Origin of the sequence: Mycolicibacterium brisbanense, from assembly GCF_001570425.1 — a bacterium.
GTDB classification, from domain to species: Bacteria; Actinomycetota; Actinomycetes; order Mycobacteriales; family Mycobacteriaceae; genus Mycobacterium; species Mycobacterium brisbanense.
Genome location: NZ_BCSX01000068.1, coordinates 24,699 through 43,854, shown reverse-complemented (window position 1 = coordinate 43,854; position 19,156 = coordinate 24,699). Strand labels below are relative to the sequence as shown.

Here is a 19,156-nt window from a genome sequence, read left to right as displayed (position 1 = left end):
TCTGATGAGGAGGTTGTGTTGACTACTCCGGACAAGAGCGTCGTCGTCAACGAGATCCACAAATCGTTCGGTGCGGTAAAGGCCTTGCGCGGGGTCAGCTTCGACGTCGGGCGCGGAGAGGTGGTGGCACTGCTCGGGCCGAACGGGGCGGGAAAGACCACGATGGTCGACATCCTCTCGACACTGACCCGACCGGATCGTGGGCAGGCCAGCATCGCCGGATTCGACGTGACGAAAGACCCGGCGAGCGTTCGCCGATCGATCATGCTGACCGGCCAGCAAGTGGCCCTCGACGATGTGCTGACCGGTCGCGAGAATCTCACGTTGTTCGGGCGGTTGCAGGGCCTGTCCAAGGCGGTGGCACGTTCTCGCGCCGAGGACCTGCTCGCCGAGTTCGACCTGGTTCACGCCGCGGATCGACGCGTCGGCACGTATTCGGGTGGGATGCGGCGACGCATCGACATCGCCTGCGGGCTGGTGGTCCGGCCCGAGGTGGTGTTTCTCGACGAGCCGACCACGGGCCTGGACCCGCGGAGCAGGCAGACCATCTGGGATCTGGTGTCGGGCTTCAAGAAGCTCGGCATCGCAACCCTTTTGACCACTCAGTACCTCGAAGAGGCCGACGCGCTGAGTGACCGGATCATCGTCATCGACCACGGCACGGTGGTCGCCGAGGGGACCGCCGATCAGCTCAAGGAGCGCACGGGCGGCAGCTACTGCGAGATCGTCCCGCGCGACCTCAAGGATCTGCCGGCGATCATCACAGCACTCGGACCACTCGTGCCCGAACACAACAGGACTGCGCTCGAGGAGTCTGCCGACCGCATCGCCGTGCCTGCGCCTGACGGTCCCAGCACCCTGGTCGAGGCGCTGTCGTTGCTCAACTCGGCGAACATCGAACTCACCGACATCGCACTGCGCCGCCCGTCACTCGACGAGGTGTTCCTTGCCCTCACCGACGATTCCGAGGTCTCACCGCCAGATATTCCGGCCGCCGACGACGACAGTGACGACGCGCTGGCCGGGGCGGGCGTCGGTAAGCACCGGTTGAACGGCAACGAGCCGCAGCTGGAGAGGATGTGATGCCATGACGGCCGCGCTGAGCGCGGCGCGACCGCGCCCTTCGACCATCGGGCAGTGGTGGGTGCTCACCGTCCGGCTGGTGGCACCCTCGCTGCGCAACGGAGAGGTGGCCACCGGGGTCGTGGCCGTCGTGGTGTTCGCGGCGGGGTGGTACATCCCGCTGAATCACATGATGGGCGCCAGGTCCGGGATGAGCAGCTACGCGCAGTTCCTCATGCCTCTCATTGCGTTGCAAGGTATTTCGTTCGCCGCGATCACCGGGGCGTTGCGGGCAGCGACAGATTCGGTCAAGGGCATCAACCGCCGCTTCGACTCCATGCCGATCCCGGCGCTGACACCGCTGGTCGCGCGTATGTCGGCCGGCGCCTACCGGTGCGCCATCGGTATCGCCGCCGCACTGGCCACCGGATATGTCATCGGCTTCCGGTTCTACCGGGGTATCGGCTACGCCGTGTTGTTCTGCGTGCTGCTGTTGGCGATCGGCATGGTGCTGTCCTACCTGGCGGATCTGCTCGGCAGCTCGTCGAAGAACCCGGAGGCCACGACGCAATGGCTGATGCTGCCGCAGTTGATCTTCGGGCTACTGTCCGTAGGGATCCAACCCGTTGAGCATTTTCCGCATTGGATCCAGCCGGTGGTCCGCAATCAACCCATCTCCCAGTTCATCTACGCGATGCGCGAATTGGCCGGCGATTCGACACCCGCGGCGGCTCAGGTCAACTGGTCGGTGGTGGGTCCATCGGTTGCCTGGCTGGCCGGGGTCACCGTCGTGATGATCCCGCTGTCGCTGGCGCTTGTGTTGAGGCGGCGATGATGTCGGTCACCGATCACGCGGTACTGCGGGACTCGGCCGTGCTCAGCGAGGCCGCGTTCCCGGTTCCGGATCGCCGGTTCGGCGAAAACTCCCTGCGCGTGCTGCCGGTGCAGATCTGGGCGCAGACCAAGCGGCTGCTGATCCGCCTGGTGCGCGACCCGATGACGTTCGTGTTCGGACTCGCCCTGCCGATCTTTTTTCTCGTGGTGATGAACATCGTCCTGGGGGACGCGATTTCGGCAGTGACGGGGCACAGCGCACTCTATGGCAGCGTGCCACTGGTGACATTGATCGGTGCGATGAACGGTGCTTCGGTCGGTGTGGTCGGGTTCATCTCGGAGCGCAACGACGGTCTGCTTGCCCGGCTGTGGGTGCTGCCTGTGCATCGCGCGTCGGGGCTTGTGGCGCGACTGGTCTCCGAGGCCATTCGGGTCGCGGTGAATTCTGTTGCGCTGCTGGCGGTCGGCCTGGCGCTGGGGCTGCGGCTGGAGCGAGGCGCGCTGGCCGGCGTCGTCTGGTTGTGTGTACCGGTGCTGTTCGGGATGGCGTTCGCCATGCTGGCACTCACCATCGCGGTGTACTGGCCCAGCGCAACGCTGGTCGAGGCGATCACCCTGGTTTCAGCGCTGCTGTTGTTCTTCTGTACCGGATTCGTGCCGCTGGACCAGTATCCGAACTGGATTCAGCCCGTGGTCGAACATCAACCGCTGTCCTATGCGACCGAGGTCATGCGCAGTTTGACACTCGGCGGCGGCTTGTCCACGCCATCGGCCGGTGTCTTGCTCTGGTCCGGCGGCATCATCGCGGCCTGCGTGGTCCCGATGGTGGTCGGCTATCGCCGGGTGAGTATGCGGGGGTGAACGCCATGACCGGACCGCGCAACGACGAGGAGGCCTGATGACCTTTCCCACGGCTGTCATCCGCAGGCTCGCGCCGAGCGAGGACTTCTTCGCTGAGACACAGACATTCACATCGGTGACGCTCACGCTCGCGGGACCTCTCGACGCGGACGCGATGTCGATCGCGTTCGACTGTCTGCTGGAGACATATCCGGTGTATGCCGGCCACCTCGAGCAGGCTGCCGACGGCCGCTTCCAGATTGTCGGCGACGATCTACTCCACCCCGGAATGTGGTTGGCCGGAGACGATGACGGGGACCCGCAGATTCCGCTCGACCAGGGAGCTTCGCTGATCAATCTGGTTGTGCGGGTCTTCGGCGGCGGCGGTGAACTCACTTTGTACGTGCATCACAGCCTGGCCGACGGCAACCACATCGCCGGACTGCTTTTCGACCTGTTCACTCGCTATACGGCGGTGGTGACCACGGGGGATCCCGGCCCGGTCAGTCCACAGCCGGCACCGGAACCCATCGAGGCGATCCTCGAACAGCGGGGAGTGACAAAGCTGTCGAGGTCGGGGCTCGATCGGTTCATCCCCGCCATGTTCGCCCATGAGCTGCCGCCCCGGCGGTCGACCAATACCACCAAATACTCGCGGCCCGTCGCGGTCCCGACTGCCCGAGGTCGCCTGACCAAAGCGGAAACGGCCGCATTGATCAAATACGGACGCAGGCACCGGCTGTTCGTCAACAATTTGGTTTCGGCAGCAATCCTGTTGGCCGAGTGGCGGGTCCGCGAGACTCCGCACATTCCCATACCGTACGTCTACAACGTCAACCTGCGCCCGCTGCTCGAGCCTCCCGTTTCGCCGACGGCATGTACCTTGGCGCTGGGAGTCGCCACGTACCTGGCGCAGATCACGCCGGCCACCACACTCGTCGAGCTCGCCGGCGAGATCGCGTCGACACTGCAGGCGGATCTCGGCGACGGTGTAGTGCAGCAGTCGTTGCTCCACTTCAACCTGCAGTACGAGGGGACGCTGCCCGGATTGGCAGATGTGGTGTTGTCCACCAACATCGGCAACGTCGCTGCGATGCCGACGCCGCCGGGGCTGGAGGTGGTCGGCTTTTCGTCGCAGTTCCACCGCGCCTCGTCGGCTGTCATCGACGTGTACGGGTTCGGCGTTGTGGCCGGTGAACTGGTCCTGGAGCACCACGTCGATGCTGCGGCGCCGGAACGATCGCTGGATCTGATTCTCACCATGCTGCGCGCCGCGTCCGTCGAGGCGTCCGCGCTGTCCTGACCGTCAATCGCGAGTACATCACCGAAGGGTTGGTTCGAATGGCTACCAAGATGCACGTCGACTTGAGCGGACCGCCGCAGACCATGCTGGACATGGTCTACGCGAAGGCGCTGGATGCAGATTCCGCACGTCCCGTGTTGGGTGATCGCTTCGCCAAACAGCTGATGGCCCAGCTGGATTACGACTGGAGTCGCAGTCCGGTTCCCCGCCAGCGTCGCCGTCAGGTGACCTCGATCGCCGTGCGCGCCGCCCAGTTCGACATTTGGGTGCAGCAGTTTCTCGCGGTGGCCGAGAGACCGATCGTGCTTCACGTAGGGTGCGGACTCGACAGCCGGGCGTTCCGGGTCGATCCCGGGCCCGAAGTCGAGTGGTACGACATCGATTTTCCGGATGTCATCGCACTGCGCGAACGCTTGTACCCGGCGCGCCAGAACTATCATCTGGTGTCGTCGTCGGCCACCGACCCCAACTGGCTCGGAAACATTCCCAACGATCGTCCGGCCTTGTTGATCGCCGAAGGCGTCAGCATGTATCTCACCGAACGTGACGGCATCGACCTGCTGCGCCGCGTGGTCAGTCGGTTCCCCTCCGGGGAACTGCAACTCGACTTCTGGAGTCGATTCGGTAGGCGCGCCCAGGCGAAGAACAACAAAGTGGTGCGGTGGTCGGGCTCTGATCTGGGCTGGGCGGTGAATTCGCCGGAGGAGATCATCGGCCAGATTCCGCGGGCCCGATCGTTGTGCGCGATCTCGGTGTTCGAGGCGAGCACCGTCCAGCTACTGCCGAACGGCTACCGGCGTTTCGCGGCCGCAGCAGCCCGCACCCCGGGGTTGCGCAACATCGTTCAGTTCCACCGGTACGCGTTCTGACCCGCGGTCAGCTGAAGCGGTAATCGGTCAGGGGAAATCTCATCGCTTCACGAATCGCATTGCGTCGCGACGTCGGCCGGGTGATCGTGGCGTTACCCCGGAAGTAGTAGGACCGCGACGTCGCGCAGTTGCCCCGAAAGAACACCATGTCGCCGAGGCGACGAGAAATCCGCCGGTAGAACTGCGCGCTGGCGTCAGCGGTGACCTCGAATGTGTCAGCACCGCGACGGACGAGCTCACCGAACAGCCGCGACATGTGCCGCATCTGGTACTCGGTCATGGTGAAGAACGATGCGCCGGTGAAGGCGTACGGGCTGGCCATGTTCAGGTAGTTCGGGAAGCCGGGAACCGAGAGGCCCTCGTATGTTTCAAAATTGTTCTCCCGCCACCATTTCCCCAGATTCGTACCCGCGCGCCCGATGACCTCGATCGCCGGGAAATTGGCGTCCCAAAGATCAAACCCGGTGGCCAGGACGAGGGTGTCGGTGACGGTCTTGTGTCCCTCGCCGTTGACGATTCCGTCTGGTTCGATCTGCGCGATGCCGGTGGTCTCCAGATGGACGTGAGGCAGTGCGAACGTCCGATAGTAGTGGTTGGAGAAGGTGGTGCGCTTGCACCCGAAATCATAGTCGGGAGTCAGTTTTCGCCGCGTCGCCCGATCCCGCACGGATGCGAACATGTGCAGTTTGGATACCTGGGCGGCGCACCGATTCAGCGGTTTGGACCAGTTGTAATGCACCACCGCCGTGAAGATTCCCGCCTCGGCGATGGCATCGGTGATGACTCTGAGCAGCCGCTGCGACGGGGGAAACCGGGCGAACAGTCGCTGCACGGCGGCGGGTATCGCGAAGTCGACGCGCGGCACCACCCAGATCGGCGTCCGTTGGTAGACAGTCAGTTCCGCCGCACGCTCGGCCAGTTCCGGGATCAACTGCACAGCGGTCACACCCGTTCCGATGATCGCGACATGCCGGCCGTCGAGCGAATAGCTGCCATCCCACTTGGCGCTGTGCATGATCCGTCCCTCGAAACCCGTGATCCCGGGAATGTCCGGGACCCGCGGCTGCGACAGGTAGCCGGTGGCGGTGATCAGGAATTGCGTCGTCAGCGTGGCGCCACCGGCGAGAGCCACCAGCCAGCGCTGTGAATCCTCATCCCACCGGGCACTTTCGACGGTCGTACCGAAGCGCATGTAGCGGCGAAGATCGTATTTCTCGGCGACGTGGTCGGCGTATCTCTTCAACTCGTCGCCGGGGGCGTGCAACCTCGACCAGTACGGATTGGGTTCGAACCAGTACGAATACGTCGTGGTGGGGATATCGACAGTCAGCCGGGGATAGTGGTTGACATACCACGTTCCACCCAGATCGTCTTCGCGGTCGAGGATGGTCAGGTTGTCGAATCCGAGGCGATTGAGCTGGATGGCTGCACCCATACCGGCGAAGCCGGCGCCCACGATGACGGCGTCGAATCCTTCTGCGGTCACACACATACGGTACTCGCAGAGCGTCGGCATAATGAGGCGAAATAAGATCGAGATCTGCGGGGAGACCACGAAAGTCGCACTTGGTTGCGAGTACAAACAGTTTCTCGCCCTAGCACGATATTTCGCCGTCACCCAACGAGATTCACAGCATCAATTTGCCGGACACAGCACATTTCCGGGCGCACGTGGTGGATGATGCAGGGGTATCGCAAGTCGGGGCGAGCCAAACTGCACACCACAATCAAGCGGGTTCATCATGCGTGTCTTCATTCGGTCAGTTCTGGTGGCACTGTTGGTACTCGGAGCTGCGGTCCTGTTGGCCCTCACCGCGACGATGACCTCGGTGTTCACCCTCACCGCGGCATCGAATTACATCGTCAGGGGCACTCAATACGCCCAGCCGTTCTGCAGGCCCTACTGCGGCACGCTCGACACGCCGCAACAGAACATCGACCTGGCGACGCCGTACATCGATGCCACGGTCAATCCACCGGCCGGACAACCGAATGTGTTCGTCAACTATCCCGCCAGCTTCTGGCCCGTTTCGGTGGGTTACTTCCACGCCATGACTTACGACGACGCGGTGGCCGCTGGTGTGGCGGCGTTACCGTCTCCGGGAACCATCGATTCCGGAAGTGTGATCTTCGGATACTCCCAGGGGGCGAATGTCGCGACGCAATACAAGCGGAGCTTCAATCAATACTGGGCCAACAATCCAGGGACGCCGCCCGCTGTCAGTTTCGTCCTGATCGGTAACGGCAACCGTCCCAACGGTGGTGCCCTGGAACGGTTCCGCGGGCTTTACATCCCGGGCTTGGACTTCACCTTCAGCGGCGCTACTCCCACGACCACCGCGGGTGCCGCGCCGGGCCAGATCACCACCTACGACATTGCCCAACAGTACGACGGTTTCGCAGACTTCCCGACCAACCCGCTCAACCCGTTCGCCATGGCGAACGCCGCGGCCGGCCTGGTCCTGGTGCACCCGAACTACCAGAATGTCGACCCGAACAGCGCCATCTACCAGGGCAGCCAAGGCGATACGGCCTATTACCTGATACCGACCTACCCGGTGCCGCTGCTCATGCCCATCGCCAAGATTCCCGGTGCGGGCCCGATCATCGCCGACACACTGGACCCCGTCATGCGGGTGCTCATCGAATCCGGCTACGACCGCACCATAAACCCGGGGCAGCCGACGCCCGCGAACATCTTCTACTTTCCGAATCCCGTGAAGTTCGCCGCAGCCCTTGCCGTTGCCATCCCCACGGGCCTGTTCATCGGGTTGGAGGATCTCGCGGGGGAGCGCGTTCCGGGAACGCCGCCGGCGTATGTGCAAGGGCAGGGCGCCTACGGCATCTTCGGTCCGCCGGTGACGCTACCGAACCAGCCTCCGCCACCGGTTTCGCTCTCACAGGTCATGGCGGCAGCGTCGCTCCTGAGCGGGCAGTCGCAGACCGGAAATGCGAATCCGACTGAACCGCAGCAGGTATCGGCCACGCAGACATCAGCTCTGTCGACGCAGACACCGGCGCCGCCGGAGACGGGCGGCTCGGGCACCGGCGAGGTCGGCACGGAACCGACCGGGACGACGCCGACCGGCTCCGCGGAATCCGCCTCTGCCACGCAAGGAGCATCCACCACCAGCGAGCCCGAGGCGACGAAGCCGTCCCTTCCGCCATTGCTGCCCCTGTTGACCAAGCCGAAGATGAACGTGGTGCGTGGGACGACCACGACAAGCGGGAAGTCGGTGTCGGCGGGAACCAAGGACCCCACGTCATCGCTGAAGAGCGTTGTGACGAAAACGATCACGTCGATCGAAAAGGCGCTTGGCACCAAGCCCGCGGGCGCGAAGACTCAAAGCGACGCGGCGACCAGCAGCTCTGCAGGGGCCGGCGCCTGAACACTCCGAAGGAGATATCAGCAAACACAGAATAGAGATGTCGCAGGGCGTGCGATGACCATCGTGACGCGGTCTCGGCGCGGGCCGGTGATCGTGCCTTTCCCGGTATCTCGCGGGCGGTGCGCTGCTCGGTCATCGCTGCGCGTGCATCCGTGAATGCCCAGTGATATGGGAACGTTGGGTGCTGACTTCGCATATGACTAACCCGCAGCGACAGGCTGTTCGCTGTCAGGAATTCCCAGCGGAAACTACAGCGATTTCACAGCAAGCGCGTTAGGCTCTTATCGCCGGATCTCACCGGCCAGCTAATTCCAAGAGTCGGGGTGGAGGAACGCGTGGGAAATCATCGACAGCTCAGCATGAGCACAAGAACCGTGTCGTACGTGACCGCCGGAGTCGCGCTGGAAGTGGCCGGTCTGGTCGGGTTCGTCAACGTCGTCGACGCCAACGCGCCGATGGTCCGCCTCCTTGCGGCGACCAGCATCTTCATCGACGGCACCAAGGACATCATTCCCACCGGCAATTCCCAAGCGCCAGACCGGATGCGCGGCACTCTGAGCGGTGCCCTCGACCAGGGCTACGACTATGTTTCGACCCCAGGTGCGGGCGGCAACTACTACGTGCAGTACCCGCGATCGTTCGGAATCCTGACCGGGCTCACCGACCCCACCTATGACGCATCGCGGACGATCGCGACCCAGAACACCATCACGGCCATCAAAGACGCACGGGCGCAAAACCCGAACGACCCCATCTACGTCGTGGGTTATTCGCAAGGCGCCAACGCAGAATCCGAGGCGATCCGCCAGCTGGAGGCCGAAGGATACGACACCTCGAACATCACGTTCGTGTTGGTCGGCAACGGTGCACGCAACGACGGCGGCCTGTGGGCGCGGCTGCCTGCCGGCGTGTACGTACCACTGATCGGACTGAGTTTCGGCGCTTCGATGAACCCAGACCCCAACGGTCCGCAGGTGATTCAGATCAGCAAGCAGTATGACGGTGCATCGGATGTACCACAGTATGTGCTCAATCCGATCGCCTGGGCCAACGCCGCCCTCGGCTTCGTCTACGTTCACAACGGCTACTACCAGGACGTGGACTTCGACCTCAACCACGACGGCACCATTAGCTCCGCGGATGTGGCGCTGGCACAGCAAGATCCCGCGCACTACATCGTGACGACCAATGGCAACATCTCCGACGTGGTGATTCGCAATCCCGAGGGACAGCTGCCACTGACCCGGCCGCTGTTGGATCTCGGGGTGCCCCCAGAGATCGTCAAAGCACTTGATCCGCTGCTACGGGCCATCATCGAGACCGGCTACAACCGGCCGCCGAACGGTGGGGTGTATCCGGCAGAGCCGCAACATCTCGAGTTGCTGCCGCCGGTCACGCGGTGGGAGGCCGATGCCGATGCTGTCGCCGCCGGGTTGAAAGAGACCATCCATCGTCTCGAAGCGCTGAACACCGTGCATATCAACCCGATCAGCTCACTGGCCGCCGATTCGGCGCTGCCGCAGCCGCCAGGTGGGCAACAGCTGACGGGGGCGAAGCAGCAGGAGCCCACCACCGACAAGGAGGCGCCACACGGCGGTGCGCAGCTGACGGCCGTGAAAACACTCGACGAACCGGCCGCCGGCGAGGATCCGGCCGGTTCAGCCGACCAGGCGGGTACCTCCGAATCCGGGCAGAATGCGTCGGGCGCACATGATCCGGTATCGCCCGCGACAACACAGGATGCGCCGCAGGCGCCGAAGAAGCCTCAGACCAATGTGGTGCGAGGTCCGATCGGCGGATCGCCCGCGCTGTCGGGCCTGAAGACCGTGACTGCCAAGATCAACGGCGCGGTGACCGATGCTGTGGCGAAGGTCAAGGATGCGTTGAACGGGACCCGCACCGGCAACAAGGTCAGCCCATCGACTGCAGGCACTGACGGCACCGGCGCGGGCACGAATACCGGTACGCCACAATCTGATACCGGCGGCGGTACATCTGGAAGCGAGTCTGGCGCTGCGGGCAGTTCAGGAGGAAGCTAGACCCAACGCAGTGGCGACGCTTCGATAGGGGATCGGATGAGTATCGCGGTGGTGGTGGCCTCGATCGTGTTGGCGGTTTATCTCGGTGTCGCCGCGATCCTGAACCTGTTCTATCTGGAGGAAGCACGCAAGAACGGGCAGCGGTTGGGACTGTCGCGCGGGCTCAGCCAGTTCATCGGGGCGTGCCAACTGGCGGGTGCGATCGGGCTGATCGGCGGACTGTTCTGGCGGCCTTTGGGCATCGCCGCAGCAGTCGGGTTCCTGCTGATGATGATCGGCGCCGTGATAGCACATCGGCGCGTACGTGATTCGATTGTGGCGACGCTGCCCGCGGTCGTGGTCTTCTGTGTTACCGCATTCGTCTTCGCGGGGCAGCTCGCCCTCGTCGCGGTATGACCTCGATTATCAGGATTGCTCGGCGATTTCGGCGATGCGCCCGGTCGACGACACGAACGCGGTCGCCAGGCGTGGGCCGATGAACATGGCGGCCACGCCTGCCAGCGGACCTGCCATGATCACCCGTTCGGTCAAGATCGTCCCGTCGGGAACAGGGTCGATCTGATGCTCGAAGCGCATGGACAGTCCGGGAAACGAGGAGGTGCCGGTCCACAGCCTCGGTGACTCCACTTGGGTCACGGTGGAAGCGGTTGCCGGTCCGCCCTTGCCTTTCACGGTAATCCGGGCGCCTAGGCCGAATTCGCGGTCGATCGATGCCGATTCGATGATGCCGCCCGGCCATCGAGGCGGATCGGTCCACACGTCCCACACCCGCGATGCGGACGCCGAACTTCTCGTTGATCCTTCAAAGGACCGGCGCGCTTTAGCCATGCGCTGATGATCCCACTGCCGCAAGAACTTTGGTTCGGATCCGGTCAGGTTGAGTCCACCGGGTATCGGCATTACGGTGTTGGTATGGCGCGGTCCTTCGACGTGTCGGTGCAATCTGCCGCCGGTGTCGCCGAGATCCTCACGGCATTCGGTGACCGGGATTATTGGCAGGCACGGCTCGCTGCCTATGCGGGCGCTGGGGCCACTCTCGATCGCCTTGAGGTCGATGCGGCAGGTGCGGTGATGGTGACCGTGACGCTGCGCCTTCTGCGCGACCGGCTGCCGACACTGGTGACTCAGCTATACCGCGGCGATCTGACGATGGTGCGCGACGAGGCGTGGCGACCCGGCGGTGACGTGGCCAGGGGAGATATCCGCGTGGCGGTGCCTGGCGCGCCCGTGTCGGCGCACGGAACGGCTACCCTCACATCACAGAACGCCGGTTCGGAGCTCTTCTGCCGCACCACGGTTCGGGTGGCCGTTCCGTTCGTCGGCGGCAAGCTGGAGGACTATCTGGGGCGTCAGTTCTGCGACGGGATCCCCGCGATACAGAACTTCACCTCTGAGTGGATCGCCGAAAGGCGTTGACAATTCCCGTTCAGCGCGTGACGACCGGCAATTCGACCCGAGACGCGTGTGCGCCGTCGCGGTGAACGCGGATGGCAGGTGCGCTGCCGGGCAGTACCGCAAAGTGATCGGCATCAGCACCCGAGATGGCGATCCGGATACGGTGACCGGCCTTGAACACATACGACGTCGGCAGGAGATCGAACCTCAGCTCCGCGATCTCCCCGCGGGCAAGCGGTTGCGCGTCGGCGCGCCTGAAGGACCGGTACGGAACGGTCTGCCGGTAGGGTGCCGCGTCCGTACTCAGATGTCGATGGAGCGCGCGCAGTTCGCCTTCGGTGACGTAGGAGACTGAGCCTCGGGCGTCCACATCCTCGAGATAGACGAAGAACGTGCCGTCGGTTGCTGTCGAGGTGACGAACAGAGTGACCAGGGGATGTCCGGTCACCTCGAGCGGGTCGGTCAGGGCGCCAGAGGTGTAGGTCAGCAACTTCTCGTCTGCGGTGCCGCGTTCGGGATAACGCACAGCTTCCCCGATCGCCACCTGCGTGCGCCAGCGTGAGCGCTCGCCGGTACCCGCAGTCAGGTCGACCTGGTAGTCGTCAGCAGCTTGCGGACCGGATTCGGGGGCCTCGACGGTCAGCCGACGGTCGGCGGCGACGTAGTACGTGAGGACGTCGGCCGGTGGCGGCCAGGACGATGCGGATTTCCAGCGACCTTCGCCCATGGTGAAGTAATGCACGACGGGTTGCGTCGCCATGCCGTTGTCGCGGCCTCTCAGGTGGTGGTCGAAGAACCGCAGCAGTTCGCCTTCGTGATCGAATGCCGAAAGCGCCGGTGTACGACCAGGTTCGATGTGCCAGCGGCCGCCATGGTTCCACGGGCCGAGGACCAGTCGGCTGCCCGGCGTGGCCACCGACAAGAAGCGCTTGATCGCCGAATGAGCGTAGGCACCGTCGAACCAGCCTCCGCTGCCGTAGATCGCGGCGCCTGACCCTTCGATGTCGCGACGGTAATTGTGCGGGCTGAACCGGTTGATGCTGCCGCACGGATCGATGGGTGTACCGATCGGAGCGGGGCCATCTGCGGTGCCGTGGCGGTAGGGATCCGACGGTGCCACGTCATCACGGAACGTCAATGACAGGGCCTGGGGGTGGATTTCGTAATTGTCGAGATGCGCGGCGACGGCGCCGGCGCGCAGCCGACCGCGACGGTCGCCGTCGACCGGCATCGCGCCGGTCACCAGGAGCTTGACCCACCACCCCGCGACCTCATGGGGCGCATTGCGGTCGAGCGCGGCGTTGTAGCGTCCCCAGGTCTCGGTGAACCGGGCGCCGTGGATGCCGCCAGGGAACGCGATGTCGGTGTATGCGTCGAAGACCGAGAATCGGGGCGCCACCGCGCGCACCGCGGGGTGCTGGTTGACCAGCAGAAGCTCCGCAGCAGCGCCGCTGTAGGAGGTGCCCAGCGCACCGACGCACCCGTCGGACCAGGGCTGGCGGATGATCCAGTCGACAACCTCTGCACCGTCGCGGATCTCATCGGGGGACCACTCGCAGACCCGGTGGCCGTATGAGGCGCCGGATCCGCGCACGTCGACGTCCACCCACGCATAACCGGCGGCGACGAAGCGACGACGGCATACGGCCGTGGAGCGAATGTGGTCAAACGGCTTGCCGCCCCGCAGCATTCGCAACGGCCACCGCAGTTCCATCGCCCGGTAGTACCGGGTCTGATGCACGATGGTCGGCAGCGCCGTCCCCGTCGGTGCAGCGGGGCGATGCACTGTGACAGCGAGCTGGACACCGTCCCGCATCGCCAAATAGCAAGAGGACGAAGCCATTCCCCGGGGCGCCGGTCGCGGGCAACCGGCATCCGGCCAGATGGCATCGGACCCGTCGCCCACTGCGCCACCTCCTGGTAGCCGCGATATCGATGGTGTGCTGCGACCGCGTCGACCGTGTTGGGGCCAGCATAGAGGGCACGCGCACGCTGAGGACCGAATCGTGAGGTCCAACTGCGCGATTGGCCGATACTGGTCCTGTGTGCCCGGTAGGGTCAGAAGTGTCCGTCGGCAGTGGAAAACCAACGCGGAGGTCCCGTTTCGATGCGAGATTTTTCGGGCGCAGTCGCGCTGGTAACCGGGGGAGGCGGCGGGATCGGAGGCGCTGAGGTCCGGCTCCTTACCGAGCGGGGCGCCATGGTGTGCGCCGTCGATATCGATGAGGACGCGGCGCTCGGCAGCGGCGCCGCGCTGGCCATCGGAGCCGATGTCGCCGACCGCGAAGCGATGGCCGAAGCGGTCGACCGGGTCGTCAAACAATTCGGCCGCCTCGATCTCGTGTTCTGCACCGCGGGCATCACGCACCGGCCCGCGACCCTGCGGGTGCTGGAACCGGGTACGGCGCAGCGGGTCATCGATGTCAACCTCATCGGGACTCTCAACACCCTCGAGCCCGCGATCGATCCGCTCATCGCGTCGCGCGGTCACGCTGTTCTGGTGTCCTCGATGGGGTGGCCGCCCAACAGTGAGTTCGGGACGTTGCTGCCGACGCTGGGCGGTGTCGCCTACTCGACCAGCAAGGTGGCGGTGGAGATGCTCGGCCGCGGGTTGCGGATCGAGCTCTCCCCGTACGGGGTCGGCGTGACCATCGCCTACTTCGGTCCGGTCGACACGGCGATGGTGAGGCTCACGAACGTGCCGCCGACCCGCTCCAGTGAGCGGCTGCGCATCAGTCCCGAGAAGGCGGCCGCGGGAGTGCTCCGCGCCGTCGAGCGGGAGAAGGTGCGCGTGATCATTCCCGGCCGGTGGAACTTCCTCAACGTCGTGCGTCCGCTGGGCGTGCATCTGGACAACCTGCTGCTCCGCAGCCGCAAGCAGCGCGATTTCATCCGCACTTATGACTCCGCGTGATGTCCGTTTTCGCCGTAGTTTGCGAGTGAAGGTGTTGACCGACATTTAGCTATGTTTTAGCGTTTGCCCATGGGCTACGGGAGCGGACGTGCACAGCGCCGCCGCAAACCGGGCAGGCCGGTCGGGGCGGACGCCGCCCAGACCAGAGCCCGCATCGTGCGCGCGGGCCGCGAGATCATCACCGAGTACGGGTACGGAGCGGCCACCTTTCAGGCGATCGCCCGCCGGACCGAGCTGAGCCGGCCCACCCTGAACTACTACTTCGCCGACTGGGACGACCTGTACGGGGAGTTGGTTCACGAGGCGCACTCGGTGCTCGTCGACTGCATCGAGCAGGCCAAACAGCATGAGCTACCGGTCAATCGTTTGCGCGCGTTCGTGACGGCGGTGCTCGAGGTCGGGCACCGCGACAGCTCCTTCGTGGCGTTTCTGGTCAGTGTGCGTCTGGAGGCCGAGCGCAACCCGGCACTGCCGACGGCCACCGTGACGGCCACCCGCGCGTTCCTGTTCAGTGTGGTCGGCGACGCGGTCGCCCGGCGTGACCTGCCCGCCGACACCGATGCCACGGCCATCGTCGAGCTGCTCCACGCCATCCTGTGCGGGGTCGGGGTATGGGTTGGCGTGGACGCGCCGTGCGACTATGTGTCGGTTGCCAGGCAACTCGATGCCGTGCTCGACAGTGGGTTGCTGGGCGGGAATTCGCAAGCCTGTTGAGCGGTGCTCGCCAGACACGCTCGGCGACACGCCCGGATGTGTCGGTGGTCCGCAATAGACTGGCCACCCTATGAGCGGTTCATCTTCGGGGTCCTTCGTACACCTGCACAATCACACCGAGTACTCGATGCTGGACGGTGCCGCGAAGATCACACCGATGCTGGCCGAGGCCCAGAGGCTGGGCATGCCGGCGATCGGCATGACCGACCACGGCAACATGTTCGGGGCCAGTGAGTTCTACAACTCGGCAACCAAGGCAGGCATCAAGCCGATCATCGGGATCGAGGCGTACATCGCTCCCGGTTCGCGATTCGACACCAAGCGAGTCCAATGGGGCGACCCGAGCCAGAAGGGCGACGACGTCTCGGGTAGTGGCGCCTACACCCACATGACAATGGTCGCGGAGAACGCGACCGGTCTGCGCAACCTGTTCAAGCTGTCGTCGCTGGCCTCCTTCGAGGGTCAGCTCGGCAAATGGGCCCGTATGGACGCCGAGATCATCGCCGAACATGCCCAGGGTGTCATCGCGACCACCGGCTGCCCCTCCGGCGAGGTGCAGACCCGGCTGCGGCTCGGTCAACGCGACGAGGCACTGGCGGCCGCGGCCAAATGGCAGGACATTTTCGGCAAGGAGAACTTCTTCCTCGAGCTGATGGACCACGGCCTCGACATCGAGCGGCGGGTCCGCGAGGGCTTGCTGGAGATCGGGCAGAAGCTCGGAATCCCGCCACTGGCGACCAACGACTGCCACTACGTGACGCGCGAGGCCTCGCAGAATCACGAAGCTCTGCTGTGTATCCAGACGGGCAAGACACTGTCCGACCCGAACCGGTTCAAGTTCGACGGCGACGGTTACTACCTCAAGTCGGCCGAAGAGATGCGCGCCCTGTGGGATTCCCAGGTGCCGGGGGCCTGCGATTCCACGGTGCTCATCGGCGAGCGCGTGCAGTCCTACGCCGATGTGTGGACGCCGACCGACCGGATGCCGGTGTTCCCGGTGCCCGAAGGACATGACCAGGCGTCTTGGCTGACGCACGAGGTACAGGCCGGGCTGGAACGCCGCTTCGCCCATGTCGGGGGCGGGGCCGTCCCCTCCGAGTACACCGACCGCGCCACCTACGAGATCAAGGTCATCTGCGACAAGGGCTTTCCGTCGTACTTCCTGATCGTCGCCGACCTGATCAACTACGCCCGCTCGGTCGGCATCCGCGTGGGGCCGGGTCGTGGATCGGCCGCCGGATCGCTGGTTGCCTACGCGCTGGGCATCACCAACATCGACCCGATCCCGCACGGACTGCTGTTCGAACGGTTCCTCAACCCCGAACGCCCGTCGGCTCCCGATATCGACATCGACTTCGACGACCGTCGCCGCGGCGAGATGCTGCGGTATGCCGCCAACAAGTGGGGCAGCGACCGGGTCGCGCAGGTGATCACCTTCGGCACCATCAAGACCAAAGCGGCACTGAAGGATTCGGCTCGCGTTCACTACGGCCAGCCGGGCTTCGCCATCGCCGACCGGATCACCAAGGCGCTGCCGCCGCCCATCATGGCCAAGGACATCCCGGTGTCTGGCATCACCGACCCCAGCCATGAACGGTACAAAGAGGCCGCCGAGGTCCGCGCGCTGATCGACACCGATCCCGATGTGCGGACCATCTTCGAGACGGCACGTGGTCTGGAGGGCCTGGTCCGCAACGCCGGTGTGCACGCCTGCGCGGTGATCATGAGCTCCGAGCCGCTCATCGACGCCATCCCGCTGTGGAAGCGCCCGCAGGACGGCGCGATCATCACCGGTTGGGACTACCCGTCGTGTGAGGCCATCGGCCTGCTGAAGATGGACTTCCTGGGCCTGCGGAACCTGACGATCATCGGTGACTGCATCGAGAACATCAAGGCCAACCGGGGTATCGATCTCGACCTGGAAACGCTGCCGTTCGATGACCCGGCGGCCTACGAACTCCTGGGCCGGGGCGACACGCTGGGAGTGTTCCAGCTCGACGGCAGCGCGATGCGCGACCTGCTGCGCCGCATGCAGCCGACGGGCTTCAACGACATCGTCGCGGTGCTGGCGCTGTACCGCCCCGGTCCGATGGGCATGAACGCCCACAACGACTACGCCGACCGCAAGAACGGCCGGCAGGCCATCAAACCGATTCATCCGGAGCTCGAAGAGCCGCTCAAGGACATCCTGGCCGAGACCTACGGCCTGATCGTCTACCAAGAGCAGATCATGTTCATCGCGCAGAAGGTTGCTTCCTACTCGATGGGTAAGGCCGATGCGCTGCGTAAGGCCATGGGTAAGAAGAAGCTCGAAGTCCTCGAAGCCGAATACAAGGGTTTCAAGGAGGGCATGACGGCCAACGGGTTCTCCGAGGCCGCGGTGAAAGCCTTGTGGGACACCATTCTTCCGTTCGCCGGGTACGCATTCAACAAGTCGCACGCGGCCGGCTACGGTCTGGTGTCGTACTGGACGGCGTACCTGAAGGCGAACTACCCGGCCGAGTACATGGCGGGCCTGCTCACCTCCGTCGGCGACGACAAGGACAAGGCCGCGGTGTACCTCGCCGATTGCCGCAGGCTCGGCATCACGGTGTTGCCGCCCGACGTCAACGAGTCGGTGCAGAACTTCGCCTCGGTGGGCGCCGACATCCGGTTCGGCCTGGGCGCAGTGCGCAACGTCGGCGCGAATGTGGTTGCGTCACTGGTCAGTACCCGCGCCGAAAAAGGCAAGTACACCGACTTCTCGGACTACCTCAACAAGATCGACATCGCGGCCTGCAACAAGAAGGTCACCGAATCGCTGATCAAGGCCGGCGCCTTCGACTCACTCGGTCACCCACGCAAAGGGCTGTTCCTGGTGCACACCGACGCCGTCGATTCGGTGCTCGGTACCAAGAAGGCCGAGGCGATGGGCCAGTTCGACCTGTTCGGCGGGGGAGATGCCGCCGACGCCGGGGACGCCGCGTTCACCATCAAAGTTCCCGATGACGAGTGGGAGGACAAGCACAAGCTTGCCCTGGAACGTGAGATGCTCGGCCTGTATGTCTCCGGCCATCCGCTCAACGGCGTCGCTCACCTGCTGGCCAATCAGGTCGACACCCAGATCCCGGCGATCCTCGACGGTGACGTCCCCAACGACGCCCAAGTGGTGGTCGGCGGCATCCTCGCGTCGGTGAACCGCCGCGTCAACAAGAACGGATTGCCCTGGGCCTCAGCGCAATTGGAAGACCTCACCGGTGGTATCGAGGTGCTGTTCTTCCCCCAGACCTATTCGCTGTTCGGCGGTGAGATCGCCGACGACGTGGTGGTGTTGGTCAAGGCCAAGGTGGCCGCGCGTGACGACCGCATCTCGCTGATCGCCCACGAGCTGGTGGTGCCGGACTTCACCAGCGCTCAGGCTGACCGGCCTCTTGCGGTGAGTCTGCCGACCCGGCAGTGCACCATCGACAAGGTCAGCGCACTCAAGCAGGTGCTGGCGAACCATCCGGGTACTGCGCAGGTCCATCTCCGGCTGATCAGCGGTGAGCGCATCACCACACTGGAGCTGGACCAGTCGCTGCGGGTAACGCCTTCGTCGGCTTTGATGGGCGACCTCAAGGCGCTGCTGGGCCCGGGCTGCCTGGGCTAGCTGTACTAGCCTGCCCGGGAACGTCGCAGTGCTACGACATTCCACCGCCATTGTCGTATGGGGTGCTGCGTCGGCGGCTTAGCTGCGCTCACTGACCGGTCCCGTGCTGATCCACGGGCGACCGGCTCTGCGGAAATTCAGGTCTGGCGATGTGCGAAAAGCTCCGAGC

General features: G+C 64.6%; 15 protein-coding genes. 12 read left to right on the top strand and 3 right to left on the bottom strand.

What is annotated here, in order from left to right; genetic code table 11:
• The first annotated feature begins 18 nt into the window (after positions 1 to 18).
• The 5 genes from RMCB_RS35730 to RMCB_RS35710 are packed head-to-tail and all read left to right on the top strand — an operon-like array spanning position 19 to position 4,908.
• On the top strand, positions 19 to 1,083 hold the full coding sequence (locus RMCB_RS35730) for a daunorubicin/doxorubicin resistance ABC transporter ATP-binding protein DrrA (protein WP_062832551.1): 1,065 nt from the start codon (positions 19 to 21) through the stop codon (positions 1,081 to 1,083).
• 4 nt (positions 1,084 to 1,087) lie between these two features.
• Positions 1,088 to 1,897, top strand: a complete 810-nt coding sequence (locus tag RMCB_RS35725; protein ID WP_062832539.1) for an ABC transporter permease — start codon at positions 1,088 to 1,090, stop codon at positions 1,895 to 1,897.
• Positions 1,897 to 2,757: an ABC transporter permease gene (locus RMCB_RS35720; protein WP_062832550.1), complete on the top strand. Its 861-nt coding sequence runs from the start codon at positions 1,897 to 1,899 to the stop codon at positions 2,755 to 2,757. The genes RMCB_RS35725 and RMCB_RS35720 overlap by 1 nt, the downstream gene beginning before the upstream one ends.
• Before the next feature lie 37 nt (positions 2,758 to 2,794).
• A complete protein-coding gene (locus tag RMCB_RS35715) occupies positions 2,795 to 4,039 on the top strand; it encodes a phthiocerol/phthiodiolone dimycocerosyl transferase family protein (protein ID WP_062832538.1) in 1,245 nt (414 codons plus the stop codon).
• 38 nt (positions 4,040 to 4,077) lie between these two features.
• Entirely contained in the window at positions 4,078 to 4,908 is an 831-nt protein-coding gene (locus tag RMCB_RS35710) for a class I SAM-dependent methyltransferase (RefSeq protein WP_062832537.1), read from the top strand.
• A gap of 7 nt (positions 4,909 to 4,915) precedes the next feature.
• On the opposite strand, the gene RMCB_RS35705 is transcribed toward RMCB_RS35710, so the two are convergent.
• On the bottom strand, positions 4,916 to 6,394 hold the full coding sequence (locus RMCB_RS35705) for a flavin-containing monooxygenase (RefSeq protein WP_109784539.1): 1,479 nt from the start codon (positions 6,392 to 6,394) through the stop codon (positions 4,916 to 4,918).
• Positions 6,395 to 6,650: 256 nt separating this feature from the next.
• On the opposite strand from RMCB_RS35705, the gene RMCB_RS35700 reads away from it, so the two are divergent.
• From RMCB_RS35700 to RMCB_RS35690, 3 genes are all read left to right on the top strand, one after another.
• Positions 6,651 to 8,297, top strand: coding sequence for a PE-PPE domain-containing protein (locus RMCB_RS35700; protein WP_062832535.1), 1,647 nt, complete (start codon positions 6,651 to 6,653; stop codon positions 8,295 to 8,297).
• A gap of 359 nt (positions 8,298 to 8,656) precedes the next feature.
• Positions 8,657 to 10,336: a PE-PPE domain-containing protein gene (locus RMCB_RS35695; RefSeq protein WP_084388713.1), complete on the top strand. Its 1,680-nt coding sequence runs from the start codon at positions 8,657 to 8,659 to the stop codon at positions 10,334 to 10,336.
• Positions 10,337 to 10,372: 36 nt separating this feature from the next.
• A complete protein-coding gene (locus RMCB_RS35690; RefSeq protein ID WP_062832533.1) occupies positions 10,373 to 10,732 on the top strand; it encodes a DoxX family protein in 360 nt (119 codons plus the stop codon).
• Positions 10,733 to 10,741: 9 nt separating this feature from the next.
• On the opposite strand, the gene RMCB_RS35685 is transcribed toward RMCB_RS35690, so the two are convergent.
• Positions 10,742 to 11,164 (bottom strand): SRPBCC family protein, encoded by a 423-nt coding sequence (locus RMCB_RS35685; protein ID WP_062832549.1) that lies wholly within the window; start codon positions 11,162 to 11,164, stop codon positions 10,742 to 10,744.
• 84 nt (positions 11,165 to 11,248) lie between these two features.
• Here RMCB_RS35685 and RMCB_RS35680 point away from each other — a divergent pair, with 84 nt between their 5' ends.
• Positions 11,249 to 11,752, top strand: coding sequence for a DUF2505 domain-containing protein (locus RMCB_RS35680; protein WP_062832532.1), 504 nt, complete (start codon positions 11,249 to 11,251; stop codon positions 11,750 to 11,752).
• A 10-nt stretch (positions 11,753 to 11,762) separates the two neighbouring features.
• Here RMCB_RS35680 and RMCB_RS35675 read toward each other — a convergent pair whose 3' ends face one another.
• Positions 11,763 to 13,574, bottom strand: a complete 1,812-nt coding sequence (locus tag RMCB_RS35675; RefSeq protein ID WP_084388714.1) for a CocE/NonD family hydrolase — start codon at positions 13,572 to 13,574, stop codon at positions 11,763 to 11,765.
• Positions 13,575 to 13,838: 264 nt separating this feature from the next.
• Between RMCB_RS35675 and RMCB_RS35670 the strand changes: the two genes are divergently transcribed.
• From RMCB_RS35670 to dnaE, 3 genes are all read left to right on the top strand, one after another.
• Positions 13,839 to 14,645, top strand: a complete 807-nt coding sequence (locus RMCB_RS35670; RefSeq protein WP_062832530.1) for an SDR family NAD(P)-dependent oxidoreductase — start codon at positions 13,839 to 13,841, stop codon at positions 14,643 to 14,645.
• Positions 14,646 to 14,714: 69 nt separating this feature from the next.
• Complete coding sequence (locus RMCB_RS35665) at positions 14,715 to 15,359, top strand: TetR/AcrR family transcriptional regulator (RefSeq protein WP_062832529.1); 645 nt, start codon at positions 14,715 to 14,717, stop codon at positions 15,357 to 15,359.
• A gap of 70 nt (positions 15,360 to 15,429) precedes the next feature.
• On the top strand, positions 15,430 to 18,987 hold the full coding sequence (gene dnaE, locus RMCB_RS35660; protein ID WP_062832528.1) for a DNA polymerase III subunit alpha: 3,558 nt from the start codon (positions 15,430 to 15,432) through the stop codon (positions 18,985 to 18,987).
• The last annotated feature ends 169 nt before the right edge of the window (positions 18,988 to 19,156 follow it).